At 41.8% G+C, this 17,159-nt stretch carries 19 protein-coding genes and 1 riboswitch; of the genes, 5 read left to right on the top strand and 14 right to left on the bottom strand.

Annotated elements, in window-relative coordinates:
- Positions 1-40: 40 nt before the first annotated feature.
- Together secDF and ACTJKA_RS03190 are read right to left on the bottom strand one after the other, a co-directional pair.
- Positions 41-2,269 carry a protein translocase subunit SecDF gene (gene secDF / locus ACTJKA_RS03195; protein ID WP_017358118.1) on the bottom strand — a complete coding sequence of 743 codons (2,229 nt, stop codon included), beginning with the start codon at positions 2,267-2,269 and terminating at the stop codon, positions 41-43.
- A gap of 41 nt (positions 2,270-2,310) precedes the next feature.
- Positions 2,311-2,607, bottom strand: coding sequence for a post-transcriptional regulator (locus ACTJKA_RS03190; protein ID WP_003216788.1), 297 nt, complete (start codon positions 2,605-2,607; stop codon positions 2,311-2,313).
- A 116-nt stretch (positions 2,608-2,723) separates the two neighbouring features.
- On the opposite strand from ACTJKA_RS03190, the gene spoVB reads away from it, so the two are divergent.
- Positions 2,724-4,274: a stage V sporulation protein B gene (gene spoVB, locus ACTJKA_RS03185; RefSeq protein WP_056705836.1), complete on the top strand. Its 1,551-nt coding sequence runs from the start codon at positions 2,724-2,726 to the stop codon at positions 4,272-4,274.
- Between the two features lies 1 nt (position 4,275).
- Here the strand turns inward: spoVB and ACTJKA_RS03180 are convergent, their stop codons facing one another.
- On the bottom strand, positions 4,276-4,938 hold the full coding sequence (locus tag ACTJKA_RS03180; protein WP_056705838.1) for a DUF421 domain-containing protein: 663 nt from the start codon (positions 4,936-4,938) through the stop codon (positions 4,276-4,278).
- Positions 4,939-5,103: 165 nt separating this feature from the next.
- Here ACTJKA_RS03180 and ACTJKA_RS03175 point away from each other — a divergent pair, with 165 nt between their 5' ends.
- The gene (locus ACTJKA_RS03175) at positions 5,104-5,481 is read left to right on the top strand and encodes a TIGR04086 family membrane protein (RefSeq protein ID WP_007501492.1); all 378 of its coding nucleotides are present in this window, start codon (positions 5,104-5,106) and stop codon (positions 5,479-5,481) included.
- Between the two features lie 49 nt (positions 5,482-5,530).
- Here the strand turns inward: ACTJKA_RS03175 and yajC are convergent, their stop codons facing one another.
- The 7 genes from yajC to ACTJKA_RS03140 form a co-directional block, all read right to left on the bottom strand.
- A complete protein-coding gene (yajC, locus tag ACTJKA_RS03170) occupies positions 5,531-5,797 on the bottom strand; it encodes a preprotein translocase subunit YajC (protein WP_003216659.1) in 267 nt (88 codons plus the stop codon).
- Positions 5,798-5,844: 47 nt separating this feature from the next.
- A complete protein-coding gene (gene tgt / locus ACTJKA_RS03165; RefSeq protein WP_008342748.1) occupies positions 5,845-6,990 on the bottom strand; it encodes a tRNA guanosine(34) transglycosylase Tgt in 1,146 nt (381 codons plus the stop codon).
- A gap of 31 nt (positions 6,991-7,021) precedes the next feature.
- A complete protein-coding gene (gene queA / locus ACTJKA_RS03160; RefSeq protein ID WP_007501498.1) occupies positions 7,022-8,050 on the bottom strand; it encodes a tRNA preQ1(34) S-adenosylmethionine ribosyltransferase-isomerase QueA in 1,029 nt (342 codons plus the stop codon).
- Positions 8,051-8,084: 34 nt separating this feature from the next.
- Positions 8,085-8,285 carry a DUF2905 domain-containing protein gene (locus ACTJKA_RS03155; protein ID WP_008342752.1) on the bottom strand — a complete coding sequence of 67 codons (201 nt, stop codon included), beginning with the start codon at positions 8,283-8,285 and terminating at the stop codon, positions 8,085-8,087.
- Entirely contained in the window at positions 8,278-9,282 is a 1,005-nt protein-coding gene (ruvB, locus tag ACTJKA_RS03150; protein WP_007501501.1) for a Holliday junction branch migration DNA helicase RuvB, read from the bottom strand. The genes ACTJKA_RS03155 and ruvB overlap by 8 nt, the downstream gene beginning before the upstream one ends.
- 11 nt (positions 9,283-9,293) lie before the next feature.
- Positions 9,294-9,899: a Holliday junction branch migration protein RuvA gene (gene ruvA / locus ACTJKA_RS03145; protein WP_017358123.1), complete on the bottom strand. Its 606-nt coding sequence runs from the start codon at positions 9,897-9,899 to the stop codon at positions 9,294-9,296.
- A gap of 147 nt (positions 9,900-10,046) precedes the next feature.
- Positions 10,047-10,559, bottom strand: a complete 513-nt coding sequence (locus ACTJKA_RS03140; RefSeq protein ID WP_008342756.1) for an intercompartmental signaling factor BofC — start codon at positions 10,557-10,559, stop codon at positions 10,047-10,049.
- A gap of 226 nt (positions 10,560-10,785) precedes the next feature.
- Between ACTJKA_RS03140 and ACTJKA_RS03135 the strand changes: the two genes are divergently transcribed.
- Positions 10,786-11,430, top strand: coding sequence for a protein kinase family protein (locus tag ACTJKA_RS03135; RefSeq protein WP_429617713.1), 645 nt, complete (start codon positions 10,786-10,788; stop codon positions 11,428-11,430).
- A 233-nt stretch (positions 11,431-11,663) separates the two neighbouring features.
- On the opposite strand, the gene ACTJKA_RS03130 is transcribed toward ACTJKA_RS03135, so the two are convergent.
- Positions 11,664-11,846, bottom strand: coding sequence for a hypothetical protein (locus ACTJKA_RS03130; RefSeq protein ID WP_008342761.1), 183 nt, complete (start codon positions 11,844-11,846; stop codon positions 11,664-11,666).
- 192 nt (positions 11,847-12,038) lie between these two features.
- Between ACTJKA_RS03130 and ACTJKA_RS03125 the strand changes: the two genes are divergently transcribed.
- Positions 12,039-12,188: a hypothetical protein gene (locus tag ACTJKA_RS03125; RefSeq protein WP_008342763.1), complete on the top strand. Its 150-nt coding sequence runs from the start codon at positions 12,039-12,041 to the stop codon at positions 12,186-12,188.
- Positions 12,189-12,220: 32 nt separating this feature from the next.
- Here the strand turns inward: ACTJKA_RS03125 and thiC are convergent, their stop codons facing one another.
- A complete protein-coding gene (gene thiC / locus ACTJKA_RS03120; RefSeq protein ID WP_182489294.1) occupies positions 12,221-13,981 on the bottom strand; it encodes a phosphomethylpyrimidine synthase ThiC in 1,761 nt (586 codons plus the stop codon).
- A 126-nt stretch (positions 13,982-14,107) separates the two neighbouring features.
- Positions 14,108-14,217, bottom strand: a riboswitch (TPP riboswitch).
- Positions 14,218-14,455: 238 nt separating this feature from the next.
- Here thiC and ACTJKA_RS03115 point away from each other — a divergent pair.
- Positions 14,456-15,088, top strand: a complete 633-nt coding sequence (locus ACTJKA_RS03115; RefSeq protein WP_440607624.1) for a LysE family transporter — start codon at positions 14,456-14,458, stop codon at positions 15,086-15,088.
- A gap of 46 nt (positions 15,089-15,134) precedes the next feature.
- Here the strand turns inward: ACTJKA_RS03115 and ACTJKA_RS03110 are convergent, their stop codons facing one another.
- Both ACTJKA_RS03110 and safA read right to left on the bottom strand, forming a co-directional pair.
- Positions 15,135-15,755 carry a YhcN/YlaJ family sporulation lipoprotein gene (locus ACTJKA_RS03110; RefSeq protein ID WP_008342769.1) on the bottom strand — a complete coding sequence of 207 codons (621 nt, stop codon included), beginning with the start codon at positions 15,753-15,755 and terminating at the stop codon, positions 15,135-15,137.
- 133 nt (positions 15,756-15,888) lie between these two features.
- Positions 15,889-17,085, bottom strand: coding sequence for a SafA/ExsA family spore coat assembly protein (safA, locus tag ACTJKA_RS03105; RefSeq protein ID WP_125589887.1), 1,197 nt, complete (start codon positions 17,083-17,085; stop codon positions 15,889-15,891).
- Positions 17,086-17,159 lie beyond the last annotated feature (74 nt).

Here is a 17,159-nt window from a genome sequence, read left to right as displayed (position 1 = left end):
TGCATGAAAAAAAGACTGCCAAGCTGGCAGTCTTTCTTGTTTAAATATCTTGTTCTGTGTCGATTTTAGCCGGCTTTTTCAGCTCACGACCTTTCCATATCAGCCAAATTTGTGCCGCAATGTAAAGGGATGAATACACCCCTGTTAATAGGCCGACAAGTAAGGCGATGGAGAAGTTTGTAATAGATGCTGAACCGAAAATGAGAAGTGCAATCACCACTACAAGTACAGTGAGTACAGTGTTCACAGAACGCGTAAAGGTTTGCTGTAAACTTAAATTCACAATGTACGATAAATCTTCGATCGTTTTCGGTTTGCGTTTCTTCATTTGCTCACGCACCCTGTCGAAGGTGACAATCGTGTCATTGATTGAGTACCCGATGACCGTGAGTATCGCTGCAATGAAGGTGACATCCACCTCTAAGCGCGTAATACTAAAGAAGGCAACGATAAAGAATGCATCGTAAAGCAGAGAGACAATGGCTGCAATCGCCATTTTATACTCAAATCGGACGGATACATATAAGATAATCCCGATAGAAGCAATGATGACAGCGTATAATGCGTTACGCGCAAGCTCTTTTCCAACCGTCGGAGACACTGTACTTACGTTAGGCTCCGTTCCATATTTATCTTTGAAGTAATCTTTCACTTCAGCGATTTTTTCTTTATTCGGAACACCGACAAATCGAGCTGCTGCTTGATTTTCTTTTTGACCCGATAACACAACACTGTCTGTCTCAAGGTCTAGCTTTTTAAAATCTTGCTCCACCTGTTCTGTTGACAGTTTATGGTCACTTTGAATATCAACTCTAGTACCACTTGCAAAGTCAATACCTGCATTGAGCTTGAAGATCGACAGCACAATGATTCCAGCAATGGTAATGGCTGCCGAGAAAATCATAAAGCCTTTACGTTTGCTGACAAAATCCCATTTATCAAATGGTGTTTTCGGTTCAGTATTTTCAGTTGTTTCATGAATATCGATGATGTCTTTCTGACGAACACCAAACCAGCCTTTTCTGCGGTCGAGATAACGGCTTTCTACAAGTAATCCAAGAAGGAATCTTGATAGGAAGACAGCCGTGATAAAGCTTGTCAAAATCGATAGGATAAGCATGGTTGCAAACCCTTTGACAGAGCTTGTTCCAAAGAAGAACAGAACCCCTCCGGCAATAATACTTGTTAAGTTTGCATCAAAGATCGTGGCAAATGATCTGCGGTTACCCGATCTGAAAGCAGAACGGACAGATTTACCGAGCTTGAGCTCTTCTTTAATCCGCTCATACGTAATAATGTTGGCATCTACAGCCATCCCTACCCCAAGAATCAATGCAGCGATTCCAGGCAGTGTCATGACCGCACCCATCCAGTCAAAGACTTGCAGTGTGATATAGATATAAGCTGACAGTGTAATGACAGCAACAAGACCTGGTAATCGGTAATAAAACAGCATGAATAAGAAGATAAATGCGATTCCTACAATTCCTGCGAAGACTGTTTCGTTTAGTGCTTGCTCACCAAACTGTGCACTCACAGATGTTGAATATTTTTCGGTTAATTTTACTGGCAATGCGCCGGCATTTAAAATGCTCGCAAGGTCTTTTGCCTCTTGAACCGTAAAGTTTCCTTCGATTTGTACGTCACTGCTGTTAATTTCTTGGTTTACATTCGGCGCAGATACATACTTATGATTTGATTTAGAGACTTCTTTTTTGAAGGAATCTCCCTTATGATAATCAAGCCAAATGACAAGCTGATTGTTTGGTGCCATCGCCGCTACTTTTTTTGTCACGTCACCAAACTTTTTCGCATCCTTTAGTTTGACCGTCACGATCGGCTCATTCGTTTGATTGAATGTTTGTTTTGCACCATTTTCAACAAGATCAGATCCGTTTAGAAGCTCTTTGTCATTCGTATCTCTGAAGGAAAGCTGTGCTTCAGTCGATAGAATCTCCCGTGCTCTGTTTTGATCTTTTACGCCCGCAAGCTGTACGCGGATACGGTTGTTTCCTTCGATCGAAATGTTCGGCTCACTGACCCCAAGCACGTTGGCTCTTCGGTTCAAAGCCTCTACTGTACTGACGAGAACACCATTTGTGATCTTGTCTTCTTTTTTCACTGGGTGTACATCATACAGAACTTCAAATCCACCCTGTAAGTCCAGCCCTAGCGTCATATCTTTCGCAACGGGCTTCGTTAATAAGCCCACACCAGTTCCGATTAACAGAACCACTAAGAAAAACGCAAGTATGCGCCCTTTTTTCATTATGTATTTCCTCCTTAAACACCTGAATCCATTTAGATGGCTTATTTCAACAGTTCGTCCAGCATATTCTTGCCATCTTCACTGTCCAAAAAAGCAGACGTTTTAAACGACTGAACGGTTGCATAGTTCATAAATTCGCCAATTTTCACAGATAAAATATCTGCAACCATTTCATGAATCGGATACTCTTGTTTTTTCTTCCACTTCTTATTCTCTAAGTATGACCATAATTCCTCTAAATCTACATCTTTATAGCCCAAAACGATGAATTCTTCAAGCTTACTGAACAGAAAAGGCTTTAAATGGTCTTTGTATATAGCAGCCGGATGTTGTGTCAATGTGAGGCTCCCCCTTTTCAGTTTTTTATCGAGAGACTTGTCATGCTTGGACGATATACACGCATATCTTATTGTATATGATTCTATGTCGTTTGAGAAGGCAGGTGATCTGTGATTTGACGAAGCAAACGTTTTTAAAAGGGACCATTATTTTAATTTTAGCAGGTTTTATTACAAGAATATTGGGTTTTGTCAATCGAATTGTGATTGCAAGGTTCATTGGTGAAGAAGGCGTAGGGCTTTATATGATGGCAGCGCCTACCTTTTTTCTCGCCGTGACGCTGACTCAATTCGGACTTCCTGTTGCGATTAGTAAGCTAGTCGCAGAAGCAGAAGCCCGTGGTGACAAACAGAAAACAAAACGCATTCTAGTGATGTCCCTTGCGATAACAGGAACACTCAGCCTGATTTTCACGCCGCTCTTTTTATGGTTTGCCCCTATTATGGCGGAAAATATGCTGACAGATCCTAGAACGGTCTATCCTCTGCTTGCCATTACACCAGTCGTACCCGTTATTGCGATCTCTAGTGTGTTAAGGGGCTATTTCCAAGGAAGACAGCAAATGAGCCCGCTTGCGATGTCACAAGTACTAGAACAGGTCGCAAGAATTTCACTCGTGGCAGTATGTACAACAGCGTTCCTGCCTTATGGAATTGAATACGCAGCAGCAGGCGCCATGATTTCATCTGTCATTGGCGAAATGATTTCACTTGCTTACTTACTGATTGCCTTTCGTTATAAAAAGACCATCCGTATCCGAAAACGTTTTTTCAAGGCAATTCATGATGGGAAGGACACGTTTAAGCAACTCATGAGTATTGCCCTGCCAACGACAGGCAGCCGTTTCATCGGCAATATCTCTTGGTTTTTAGAACCGATTGTCGTCGCTCAAAGCCTTGCGATTGCCGGTTATGCAGCTGTGGAAGCAACAAGGCAGTACGGAGAATTGACAGGACTTGCGCTCACCCTTTTGACACTTCCTAGTTTTATCACGTATTCTCTCTCCACCGCACTAGTTCCAGCGATTAGTGAGGGGATGGAACAGAACAAACGCAAAACGGTCGAATACCGGCTCAAGCAGGCGATGCGCCTTTGTTTATTAAGCGGGGGCATTTCATGTATTATCCTTTTCGTGTATGCAGAAAATTTAACCCTCTTCATGTATGGTTCATCTCATGCCGCTGTCTATGTAAAATTCATGGCCCCCTTCTTTTTGCTCTATTACTTTCAAGGGCCGCTGCAGGCTGTCCTTCAAGCATTAAATTTAGCGGGGGCAGCGATGACCAACAGTTTGATAGGAGCTGTTGTGAAAACAGGTATGATCTTTGTTCTTGCTTCACAGCCAAGCTTTGGCATTATGGGCGCAGCGCTTGCGATACTCATCGGCATCGTTCTTGTCACGTTGCTCCATGCGGCAACTGTCGGTAAAGTACTGCCTATTCATTTACCATTAAAAGAATATGGACTTTGCGTCCTTGTGATCATCGGTACTGGGGCGGTCAGCTTATGGATGAAACATCAAGCGAGCGGACTCTTTTCCGCACCTTTAGAGCTTGTCATGATGATCTTTTTGACGTGCATGCTGTATGTCATTCTATTAATCTGTCTTGGGCTAGTGAAACGAGAAGAGCTACGCCGCATCCCGTTTATTGGGAAGCTGCTTTAGCTCATTCTTTCTTGATCACTTCATCTTTCAAATCAATATAAAAATCCTTCTGATTAAAGCTGCAGTAAGAGATTTGCTCGATGTCATGATAGCCTCTTTTGACAAGCTCCTTTATGAGCCACTGTTCATCATGGTTGATCTGCTTGAGATGATCATGCTGAACCACACCGTCTGCAATAAGCGGGAGCTCAAGCGCTGCATGTTTGCGCTTGTTTTCTTTTTCAACAACGGCGAGCTTTCCTGAAGGCTCTAAGATGGCATATGAGACGTCCTGGATACTATCGATGTTATTTTCTCTTAATTGAATCAGCAAATCATCAAAATTGTATCGCTGTTTTCTCATCGCACCCTCGTCTATTTTTCCGTTGATGATGAGCAGGGCCGGCTTACCGTCGAGAAAACGACGGACACCTTGGAATTTTAGTGACAAATAGGCAAGGGTGATTTGAATGAAGGTTAACAGCAGGATCGGCCATACTGTATGTAACATGTGATCCTCTACTTCTTCTATGGCGAGCACCGCAATTTCAGCGATCATCATAAAAATAACAAGATCTAAAATACTCAGTTCCCCAATCTCCCTTTTGCCCATTAAACGGAAGATAAACCAAATGAGAAAATATAAAATGATCGTTCTCATGGAGATAATTAAGATGTCCTGCATATGATGTAACCCCTCCTTCTCCACCATAGCTTGTGTCAAAACACTTTATTTATGTAGAAAAGAAAGCCTCGGTTTTTATCACGAGAAACATGTCTATTTTTTCTTCGCCGTGAATACATTTTAGTAAAAGACAAGCTTCGGTCAATTGGAGAGGAGACGAATCACATGCAGGAAACGAAACAAATAGGAAAAGGCATTTTATCTGGCTTAATTGCTATATTTGTCGTGATGATTGTCACAAGCTTACTTGTATCACTGATGCTTACCTTCACAAGTATGCAGGAATCATCGTTTAAATGGATGATCATGATCTTGTCCTTTGCGGCACTTTTTCTAGGAGGAATGATTTCTGGAGGGAAAGCAAAGGAACGGGGCTGGCTCATTGGCGCCATGACCTCTTTTATCTTTTCACTCACTGTTTTTTTATTTCAATATTTAGGGTTTGGAGAAACCTTTTCACCAGAACAATTCATCTATCATGCAGCCTTTTTGGGAATTTGTATGCTAGGGGGAATGATTGGCGTTAATCTTCGGGGCAAATAAAAAAAGAGCGAATGATATCGCTCTTTTTTTATCGCTATGTATTGGAGGATTAACCTTTGTCAGCTAATTCTCTAATAGCACGTCGGTCAAAAGTTAAACGGTTGTTTTCGCTTGTTTTGATGACCACTTTTGATTCATCAATGTAGTCGATTTCACCGTGTAAACCACCGATTGTGACAATTTTATCGCCTTTTGATAAAGATTGCTGCATCTGACGCACAGCTTTTTGTTGCTTTTGCTGTGGACGGATTAACAAGAAGTAAAGCACAGCAAACATGACAACAATCATAATGATTGAACCCATACCACCATCCATTCTATCTCACCCCTTTCTAAAGCATTGTAAAGCTTTTCGTTTATGCGTTAAAAGTTTTTCGCATTCGGCTTGTTAAAGCCATAACGCTCAAAAAACTCTTCTCTAAAATCACCTAAACGATCCTCACGGATAGCTTCTCTCACTTGCTCCATTAATTTTAACAGAAAATGAAGATTATGATAAGTTGTTAATCGAATTCCGAACGTCTCATTTGTACGGATTAAATGTCTAATATAAGCACGTGTGTAGTTTTTACATGTGTAGCAGTCACAGTTTTCATCGATTGGTCTGAAATCACGCTCATATTTAGCATTTTTCACAACAAGGCGTCCTTCACTTGTCATGAGCGTACCGTTTCTGGCAATTCGCGTCGGCAGTACACAGTCAAACATATCGACACCGCGAATCGCGCCGTCAATTAATGAATCTGGTGAGCCAACACCCATTAAGTATCTTGGCTTGTCATCCGGTAAAAATGGCGTTGTGAACTCCAGCACACGGTTCATCACATCTTTTGGTTCACCAACAGATAAACCTCCAATGGCGTAGCCTGGGAAATCAAGTGAAACAAGATCTTTTGCACTTTGTTTACGAAGCTCTTCGTATTCTCCGCCCTGCACAATGCCAAACAGTCCTTGATCCTCTGGACGCTGGTGCGCTGTTAAGCAGCGCTCTGCCCATCTGCTTGTCCGTTCTACAGACCGTTTCATATAATCGTACTCTGCTGGGTATGGAGGGCATTCGTCAAATGCCATCATAATATCTGAGCCGAGCGCATTTTGAATCTCCATCGCTTTTTCAGGAGAAAGGAACAACTTATCTCCATTTAAGTGATTACGGAAGTGAACGCCTTCCTCTTCAATTTTTCTAAATTCACTCAAAGAAAACACTTGGAAACCGCCTGAATCTGTTAGAATCGCTCGATCCCAGTTCATAAATTTGTGCAGGCCGCCTGCTTCTTTGACAATGTCATGCCCCGGGCGCAGCCATAAATGATACGTATTGCTTAAAATGATGCCTGCTTCCATTGCTTTTAACTCTTCAGGCGCCATTGTTTTGACTGTAGCCAGTGTACCAACTGGCATAAATACAGGTGTTTCAAAGGAGCCGTGCGGTGTATGAACGCGCCCAAGACGTGCACCTGTTTGTTTGCATGATTTAATGAACTCATAACGTATCGGTAATTGCGACAAAAATGAGCCCTCCTGTCTTTGTTGTATGATGTTATTGAATCAGCATGGCATCGCCAAAACTGAAGAATCGGTATTCCTCTTTTACAGCCTCATTGTACGCTTTTAGGACGTGTTCTCGTCCAGCTAATGCACTGACAAGCATAATTAAAGACGATTTTGGCAAGTGGAAATTCGTGATCATGCCATCAATTGCCTTAAATGTGTAGCCTGGGTAAATAAAAATCGATGTCCAGCCGCTTGACGCTTTGAATTCACCATCATAAGCACTTGCAATGGTTTCAAGCGTTCTTGTCGAAGTTGTTCCGACTGAAATAATCCGCCCGCCTTCTTTGCGCACGCGATTAAGCTCTTCTGCCGTTTCTTCATTCATTTCGTAAAACTCTGCGTGCATTTCATGTTCTTCAATGCGTTCAGCACTGACCGGTCGAAATGTGCCAAGTCCTACATGGAGCGTAATAAACGCAATATGCACTCCTTTTGCTTTCAGTGCATCCAGCAGTTCATTTGTAAAGTGAAGACCGGCAGTAGGCGCAGCAGCCGAACCAACCTCTTTGGAATAAACGGTTTGATAACGCTCACGATCGTCAAGCTGCTCCTTAATGTACGGAGGCAGCGGCATTTCACCTAAGGATTCAAGTACTTCATAAAAAATGCCTGTATACTGAAACTCAACTTTTCTTCCGCCATGTTCCAGTTCTTCTGTACATACCGCTTTTAATCGTCCATCACCAAATGTAATGACTGTTCCGTTTTTCACACGTTTTGCTGGTTTCACGAGCGTTTCCCATTTGTCTCCTTCTTCTTGTTTCAAAAGAAGCAGCTCCACTTTAGCACCCGTATCCTCTTTCGTTCCAAACAGACGTGCAGGCAATACACGTGTATTGTTTAAAACGAGACAATCACCCTTTTGAAAGTAATCTGTGATTTGCGAGAATGTGTCATGTGTGATGTCACCTGTTTGTTTATTTAAGACCATCAGTCTTGATGCATCTCGTTTTTCAAGCGGCACTTGTGCAATCAATCTTTCTGGTAAATCAAAATCAAATAGTTCTAACTTCATTTCCTTCACCTATTCTGTAGTTAACTAGTTAACGTTATTTCATCCGTCCGAAGACATTGAGTAAAATGGTTAGGACGATGCTAATGACAATGCATGTAATCACAGGAAAAAAGAACGTTACGTTCCCTTTTTTCACGAAAATATCGCCTGGAAGTTTCCCAACCAATTGAAACACTAAACCTGCGGCAAAAAGGACACCACCTAAAATCATCAACATTTTAGGGAATTCAGTCACGAATCGGAACCTCCATATGAAAATGTTCATACGCTTCTCTTGTGACGACCCGCCCTCTTGGCGTTCTTTGTAGAAAACCAATTTGCAGTAAATACGGTTCGTACACATCTTCAATCGTATGTGATTCTTCTCCAATTGTCGCTGAGATCGTATCAAGTCCAACAGGACCGCCTCTAAATTTTTCAATCATACTTAAAAGCAGTTTATGATCGATATGATCAAGTCCGAGTCTGTCAACTTGCAGACGCTCAAGAGCATCTTCTGCAATGTCTTGTGTGATCGCATGATTTCCTAGCACCTGCGCAAAATCTCTTACTCTTCTGAGCAGACGATTGGCGACCCTCGGTGTGCCTCTAGATCTTCTTGCAATCTCTTCAGCTGAACGAATGTCGATCCCAATCTCAAACAGCTCGGCTGTTCTTGCTACAATGTGAGCCAAATCTCTTTGCTCATAGTATTCCAATCTTGCATGAACCCCAAACCTATCACGAAGCGGCGCTGTTAAAAGCCCAACACGGGTTGTAGCACCTACAAGCGTAAATGGCGGTAAATCAAGCCGCACAGAGCGTGCTGTATCTCCTTTTCCAATCACGATATCTAGACAAAAGTCCTCCATCGCTGGATATAGCACTTCCTCTATTGAACGCTGCAAGCGATGAATTTCATCAATAAACAGAACATCGCCAGGTTCAAGAGATGTTAAGATCGCCGCCAAATCGCCAGGGCGTTCAATCGCTGGTCCAGACGTTGTACGCAGCTGAACATTCATTTCATTGGCAATGATCGACGCAAGCGTTGTTTTCCCAAGTCCCGGCGGCCCATATAAAAGGACGTGATCCAGTGTTTCCTGCCTCATTCGGGCAGCTTCAATAAATACGCTGAGATTATCCTTTACTTTCTGCTGGCCAATATATTGACTAAGCGTCTGTGGACGCAGACTTTGCTCAATGGCTGATTCATGGTTGTCTGCTTCAGTTGAGACGAGCCGTTCATCCATGAGACATCACCCTATTTCAACATTTTTTGTAAAGCTTTTTTCACATATTGATCGGTTGTAAGATTCTTCTCTTCTTTTAATAAAGGAAGAACCTTTTTGATTTCACGATCACCATACCCAAGGACACTTAAGGCTTCAACCGCTTCATCTAAAGCGCTTTGCTGCGTTTCAATCTGGATATGATCCTCGTGGTTAAATAAGTTTCCTATCATTTCAGGCACCACATCTGCGAGCTTCCCTTTCAGATCTAGAATGATCTGTCGTGCTGTTTTTTTGCCAACACCCGGGAATTTAATGAGGAAAGCTTCATCCTCTCGTTCGATCGCTGAAATGACAGCGCCAGGGTCACCGGAAGCAAGAATCGCAAGCGCACCCTTCGGTCCAATGCCTGTGACATTTAACAGTTTTGTGAACAACGCTTTTTCTTCTCGTGTTTGAAATCCATATAACGAAAAAGCGTCTTCCTTTATGTAATGATACGTATAAATCGTTTCTTGTTTTGTTACTCGATAGATAAACGGATTTGGGGTATAGACTTGATATCCCACTCCGCCGTTTTCAATGACAACATATTGCGGGCACACATAATCAATGGTCCCTTTTACAAACTCTATCACCGTTTTCACCTCTTTGACTGTTCTCCATTGTAACATAAATCGAAGAGAAAACCGTAATAAAAGTTAACATACGTTCGCTCAGCCTTTTTTCATCGTCAACCCATGAAAAAGAGCTTGCGGTCTTCACACCAGCAAGCTGTCATACGATTAAAATGATTGTTCATTTCGGTAAGGTTTCATGACTTCAAGCACATGCTCAAATTCATCTTTTGTTCGAAACGGAATGCCTTGTGCAAGCTGCTGCTCTACATGACTTTCCAAGCGGGACGTATCAATTTGAAAAAAGAGATGAATAGGCTCCGCCCACCCGTCAGGCCTTCCATGAAACGTAGAAATCACGCCGTCTTCTGATAATCCGATATATCCATTTGCTTTACTCAAAGGCGATATATCGTCAATTTGCTTTCTAAAAAGGGCAAAATCCTCTCGCTGTTCTACCAATGTCCAGCCCTTATACTGGGCCCAAAATGTGTCTTTGTCTTCTAATGATGCCCGCTGTCTTTCAATACTTACATCGCCGTCTAGATAGACCTTTTCAAGCTGAACGTTGATGGTTTTTGACTCTTTTTGCAAGTGTTCTGCTGCTTCCATATCAACAGCGAAAAAGAGTACACTTGTCATGATAAGTCCTGTAACGAAATACTTTATTTTCACTTTCACTATTTACACCTCTTTAGAACATAAGATCGATGCATGACATATGTAGTTTGACCCATTTTGCTCCACATTAACCAAATCGATGTCTTGACACATATTGAGCGTCTTTCGTTGTATCCTTCGTGCGTAAATGTTATGTTTTATACAATCCATTGCTCTACCGAATTACATGGTTTTTTCATCATTCGTTTTTCAGCCGCATAAACTGAAACCAAAGAAGGTGAAGTCAATGTCAGATGTCAAAAGATTAGCCGAATCGATTCAGTATCAAGAAGAAAAGCGTTTTAATAAGCTCGTCTTTAAACCGGCTGAGCTTGAGCTGTGCGGCAAAGGAAGAAGTGCCTATGTATTTTCATACAGAAAAGACGGCAAGAAAATGGCGTTAAAAGTCTTTTTTCCTTCTTATCGAAACATCGCCCGCAAAGAGGCTGCAATTTATGAAAAACTTTCCGGCTCCTCCTATTATCCTGAGATTTACGAGTCTGGGGATCAATATATTTTAATGGAATATATTAAAGGTTATACTTTCTATGAATGCCTGACAAAAGGAATTCCGATCAAAAAACAAATGATTGAACAAGTAGATGATGCATTGGAAGAAGCACGCGCGAAAGGTTTAAATCCTTCTGATATTCATCTGCGAAATTTAATTTTAACAAAGGATGGCCGCGTCAGGGTCATTGACGTCGCCCGCTTCACGCAAACGAAAACATGTCATCAATGGGATGATTTAAAAGCTGCATACACCTATTATCAAAAACCTTTTTTCCCTAAAAAAGCGCCGCGTCTATGGCTTGAAGTGATTGCCTATTTGTATAAGAAAAACTGGCTGTCTCGAAGTCAGCTGAACAATCGAAATGATTTTACTGCATAATGAAAGCCGCTCGAAAAGAGCGGCTTTCAGATTGTTGTCAAAGGGCTAAAATGAACTTGATTTTAGCCCTTTGTCTTCTCTTCAGCGTGATAGAAAACCTTTGCAGCCCTAGGAATGACGAGTACTGGCGCGGAGCGAATTTGACATTCGTGAGCACCGGCACGCAGGACTGACACCGAATGCGAGGCTTTGTCTACACGCTGAAAGCCGCTCTCTTTGAGCGGCTTTCTGTTTTATTCTGTTTCTACATGGATACTATTCACATTTAATAGGTTAATGATTTCATTATTCAGCTTAAACCAATGATTGGCTTCCTCAATTTTTTTATACACATCATAGGTAGCTGGACGTTTCAGCTCGAAATCGAGCACTTCCCCATTGTTCATATGAAATGTTACCTTAAATACTTTCATCATAAGATCACCTTCCACTCTGTCTTGTTCACTAACCGAATCGGTCAGCTCTTTTCATTCATTCTCTATTCAATCCGTTTCCCCTGCTTCTTTCCTTCTAAACACAAGAAGTTTAAATTTTGTTTAAATTCGCACAACATATCTATCTATATATTCTTCAAAAGAAGTATATTGAATGAAAAGGAGGCTGCCTTTATGAAACAAAAGAAAAAACGAACATCTCCAGAGAGACAAACAGTCCTGTTTCATTTAACAGATGCCCTCATCCCAAGTATTGAAACGATGGCGATTGCAGTTAGAGCATTTTTGCACCTCGTGAGAAAAGCCATTTCAGCCGTTTTATAAAAACCCCGCACTAGAGGAGTGCGAGGTTTTTTTTAGGATTGGTAGATTTGACTTCCTTGACTGATAAACTCTTTTGCCTTCTTCTCCATCTCTCTTTTCACTTCTTCTGATTGGTTGCGGATGTCATGGGATATTTTCATACTGCAAAACTTTGGTCCACACATGGAACAGAAATGAGCGGTTTTAGCACCTTCAGCAGGCAATGTTTCATCATGGAATGCCAGCGCTCGTTCTGGGTCAAGTGACAGGTGAAATTGATCCCGCCATCTGAATTCAAATCTCGCTTTTGATAAGGCATCATCACGCTTTTGAGCAGCAGGATGTCCTTTTGCTACATCAGCTGCATGTGCAGCAATTTTATAAGCGATGACGCCTTCTCTTACATCTTCTTTGTTCGGCAGACCTAAATGCTCTTTTGGTGTCACATAGCACAGCATGGCTGTTCCGTACCAGCCGATCATCGCCGCACCGATTGCGGATGTAATATGATCATATCCCGGTGCAATATCTGTTGTTAGAGGGCCTAACGTATAAAAAGGTGCCTCTTTGCATATCTCCATCTGCTTATCGACATTCTCTTTGATTTTATCCATTGGAACATGACCAGGTCCTTCAATCATGACCTGTACATCATGTTTCCAAGCGATCTCTGTCAATTCCCCTAACGTTTCCAGCTCTGCAAACTGCGCTTCGTCATTTGCGTCCGCAATGGATCCAGGTCTGAGCCCGTCCCCAAGCGAAAAGGCAATGTCATATGTTTTCATGATTTCACAAATTTCTTCAAAATGGGTATACAGAAAGTTCTCTTGATGATGAGCGAGACACCATCTTGCCATAATGGCTCCGCCTCTTGAAACAATTCCTGTGACACGGTCGACTGTGAGCGGAATATACCTTAACAGGACGCCCGCATGAATGGTGAAGTAGTCAACCCCTTGCTCTGCCTGTTCAATTAATGTGTCTCGGTATACTTCCCACGTCAAATTTTCTGCGATTCCATTCACTTTTTCAAGTGCCTGATAAATTGGGACAGTTCCTACTGGGACTGGGCAATTGCGGATAATCCATTCTCTCGTTGTATGAATGTCCTTTCCTGTAGACAGGTCCATCATCGTATCTGCCCCCCATCTAATTGCCCATGTCATCTTCTCCACCTCTTCTTCAATGGACGACGTCACAGCTGAATTGCCAATATTCGCATTAATTTTCACGTGAAAATTCTTTCCGATGATCATCGGCTCACTTTCAGGATGGTTGATATTCGCTGGAATGACCGCTCTCCCACTAGCCACTTCCTCTCTAACAAACTCAGGACTTAGCTGTTCTCTCAAAGCGATAAACTCCATTTCAGGCGTAATGATGCCCTTTTTTGCATAATGCATTTGCGTCACACAAGCACCTTGTTTCCCGCGGAGCGGCACATGATGAAAATCTGTATGGGCAGCTTGAAAGGATTCTTTCCCATTCAAGCGATATCCATTATCTTCTGGCTTTACTTGACGCCCTTCATAGCTTTCAGTATCTTCTCTTTCTTTAATCCATGCTGATCTCAGGCGCTTTAATCCCTTTGTGACATCAATATGAGCCTCCGCATCTGTATACGGTCCACTTGTATCGTACACACGAATCGGTTCATTTTCGATATCACCTGCTTGTGTCACTGTATTTGTGAGCACGATTTCTCTTTTTGGCACCAAAATGTCAGGTCTTGAGCCTTGTTCATATACCTTTCGACTGCCTTCAAAGTTTGATAATAAAGATTGCGTTGATGGAACATTTGTCTTTTCATTCATTTGCTGTTCTCTCCTTCTTTTCGTGTGACCGGTCAGGATGGAATCAGCACCAGCAAAAAACCAGATTCTATGTAAAGAACCTGGTTTCGTCGTCAGAAAAAAACATGTATGCCATTCATATGGCACATGTATCATCTTCAACTTCCCCACGCTGGTACGAGCCAGATCAGGTCCAAAGGGTTAAGAAGCTTGTCTTCTCTCTCAGCCCGCATTTCCGGGCACCCCTAGTCACTTATATTGATTTCCACAACAGTGTAGCATAGCTGAGAAATGAAAAAAAGAAGTTTCAGGAAAATAGTTCCTTTCCCCTACAATCAATACACGATCTTCACGATATACATCTTTCTATACACGATCTATCTCTCTCATTTCGATTAAATTAGAAATAATCATTGATCCTTTTCTCCTATTATGTATAATTAATCTAAACGGAGAATTTTTATACAAACATGATTCAAAGGAAGTTCTAGTCGATTGCAAACATTTCTTACATTTATCGTCGTTGGATTCTCAATTGCTCTACCTGTTGGAGCGATCACGGTTGAAATGACAAAGCAGGGATTAAAAAACGGATTCTTTCATGGATTAACTGTAGGCGCTGGTGGTATGACCATCGATATATTGCTCATCTTGACTTTATATGCTGGATTTGCTCAATTTTTATCTTTGCCCTTTATCCAAATTCCTCTCTGGCTGATCGGTGCCATCTTTTTAATGATTCTTGCCTACGATTCGATTAAAAATGCGGATCAAGACATCCATTTAGCAGGAGAAAAAGTGAATAAATCATTTGCTAAAACATACCGAAATGGGCTGCTCGTCGCGGTATCACCTGGAAACCTTGTGTTCTGGGTATCTGTGTTTGGTGCTGTACTGGCAGATGCTTATACGAATACAAATTCATCTGAATTTATATTGGCTGCTGCGGGTATTTTGGCAGGGATTCTTCTTCATGACATCGGTCTTCTCACGATTGTTTCCCTAACAAGAAAAGTGATGAACCGAACAATGATTAAGTGGACTTCCATTATTGCCGGTATTTTATTACTTGGATTTGGCTGTTATTTCTTTTATGAATTTTATATCGGGATCAAAGTTTATTTTTAAAGAAAGGCTAAAGTTCGTCATGAACTTTAGCCTTTTTTATTCCAGCCTATCGGGTCATGCCTGTCTGACCTGTTTCAAATTGCGTTTTTCTCATATCTCTGAAGCGTGTAAATGCGCCTTCGTCTTTAATGACTTGGACAGCTCTTCCATCTGCATAACGAGTCGCTGCTTCTTCTACTTGTGATACACCCTCTGATGTCAAGCGCCCATCTGTTTTAAGAGCAATATACACATTTTCATCCGTCACCATGACTTGTGAGTCTGTCACATGGTTCATTTTGTTCACTCGGTTGGCGATTTTTCTTGAACGCTGGATGTTCTCTTGTTTATCGTAGCCAGAGAACGACATTTGGTTATGATAGTTCATATCTCCATGACTGTAGCGTCCATCTCCACCAGTAAGTGGCATTCTCACTTGATCCTGTGTAGGGCGTGAACGATCATCAACATTCGTTGTATTTCTTCCGTTCATTCCCTCCATAAGCTCAGAAACCGGTCCTTGATGATCTTGATTGTTGTCTGTTGCCTGTTGATTGGAGTGGTATCCAACTGGCTGGCCAGATTGATTATGACGTGTATCTACACCCGCATTGTTATTTGTACCACATGCCGTTAATCCAATAGGTAGAAGCACTAAGGCGATTGTTTTTTGCCATTTTTGTCTCAAACGAAAAACCCCCTGTACAAATTGAATCTCATGAGCGCAAAACAGGCTCTGTTTTAGCATGTACAGTTGAGGACAAAAACAAGCTGTCAGTTATAAACAAAAAAAGGAACGATTGAGATCGTCCCTTGTGACATTAATCTTCTTCGTTTTCTTCTGGTCTTGCAAAAACAGATGGGTTTTGATAAGGCTGCTGCATATAAGGCTGTGCTGGATAAGCACCCATTTGACCATATGGAACAGGGTTTGGATAATGTCCAGGCCATGGTTGATGATGCTTCATCCCATCATCGCATCCGCAGTCTTCCTTGCCATATGCTTCATTTGGAGCGTTTGGATAAAAGCCTTGATTGGCATTGGCATTCGCATTCGCTCCTGCATTTGGATGCATATGGTGGTGCCAGTGATGCCCATCGTTTGCATGATGCTCGTGATTTTCACCGTAATAAGCTGGTGCTTGATACGCAGGGTAATACGGCTGAGCCGCCGGATAAGGGTACGGCATCATGTGATGGTGATAATACGGCTGTACCGGATAACAAAGGCCTGATCCCGGTAATATAGGAGAAGCGGGTACCATTTGCTGCGGATATGGATACATTGCTGGCATGTAATGACCATAACCATAATAAGGATCATATGATTCTTGATGATGGTGGTGATGCTCTTTATTTTCAGCCATGCCCCCTACTGCTGCCCCTCCAACATTCGGCATTTGCGGGAAATTAGGAAGGTTTGGGTAATTACTATGCTCCATATCTTTTCCCTCCTCTTTTTGATGTGGGATATGAATGAATGGATCATATCCCTTTGCCACTTCATCTTTGAAATGATCCTTATTTTCATGATGAAAATGGTCCTTGTGATCTTTATGATCCTTTTTCTCATGAACATGATCTTTCTTTTCATGAACGTGATCTTTTTTCTCATGATGTTCTTTTTTGGGAGGAGGCGTGAATGGCTGGTAGAGATTCGTCTGATAATAGTTTACATCAACTTGTGGAAAAACTGGCTGCTCAATCTTTGGTACTGGTGGCACATAAGGTACCGGTTCATTCGGTTTTTCCTTCGGCTTCGTATCTTGAACTTGCACGACATCCTTTGGCTTTTCTTTTACATACGGGTGTTCTTTTGCTTTTGGCATTTCTTTTGCTTTGTGATGATCTGTTTTTACAGGAACACCACTAGATGGAATTTTGATTTTCATTCCTGGCATGATCAAATCTGGATTACTGAGCTGTGAATTTAATTTTTTCAATTCTTGAAAGTCGACTCCGTACTTCTTTGAAATTTTCCAAAGGGAGTCTCCTTTTTGCACAATATGAATTTTCAACGTTTTCCCCTCCTATGCAAAACGTGAACGTAGCGGTTATGTCAGAAGTACAATATGTTTCAACATAAATTTAT

The organism is Bacillus sp. 22190 (assembly GCF_052045575.1).
In the GTDB taxonomy this organism is placed as follows: Bacteria; Bacillota; Bacilli; order Bacillales; family Bacillaceae; genus Bacillus; species Bacillus altitudinis.
The sequence above is the reverse complement of the archived record's forward strand: the minus strand, read 5'-3'. Positions and strand labels throughout refer to the sequence as shown.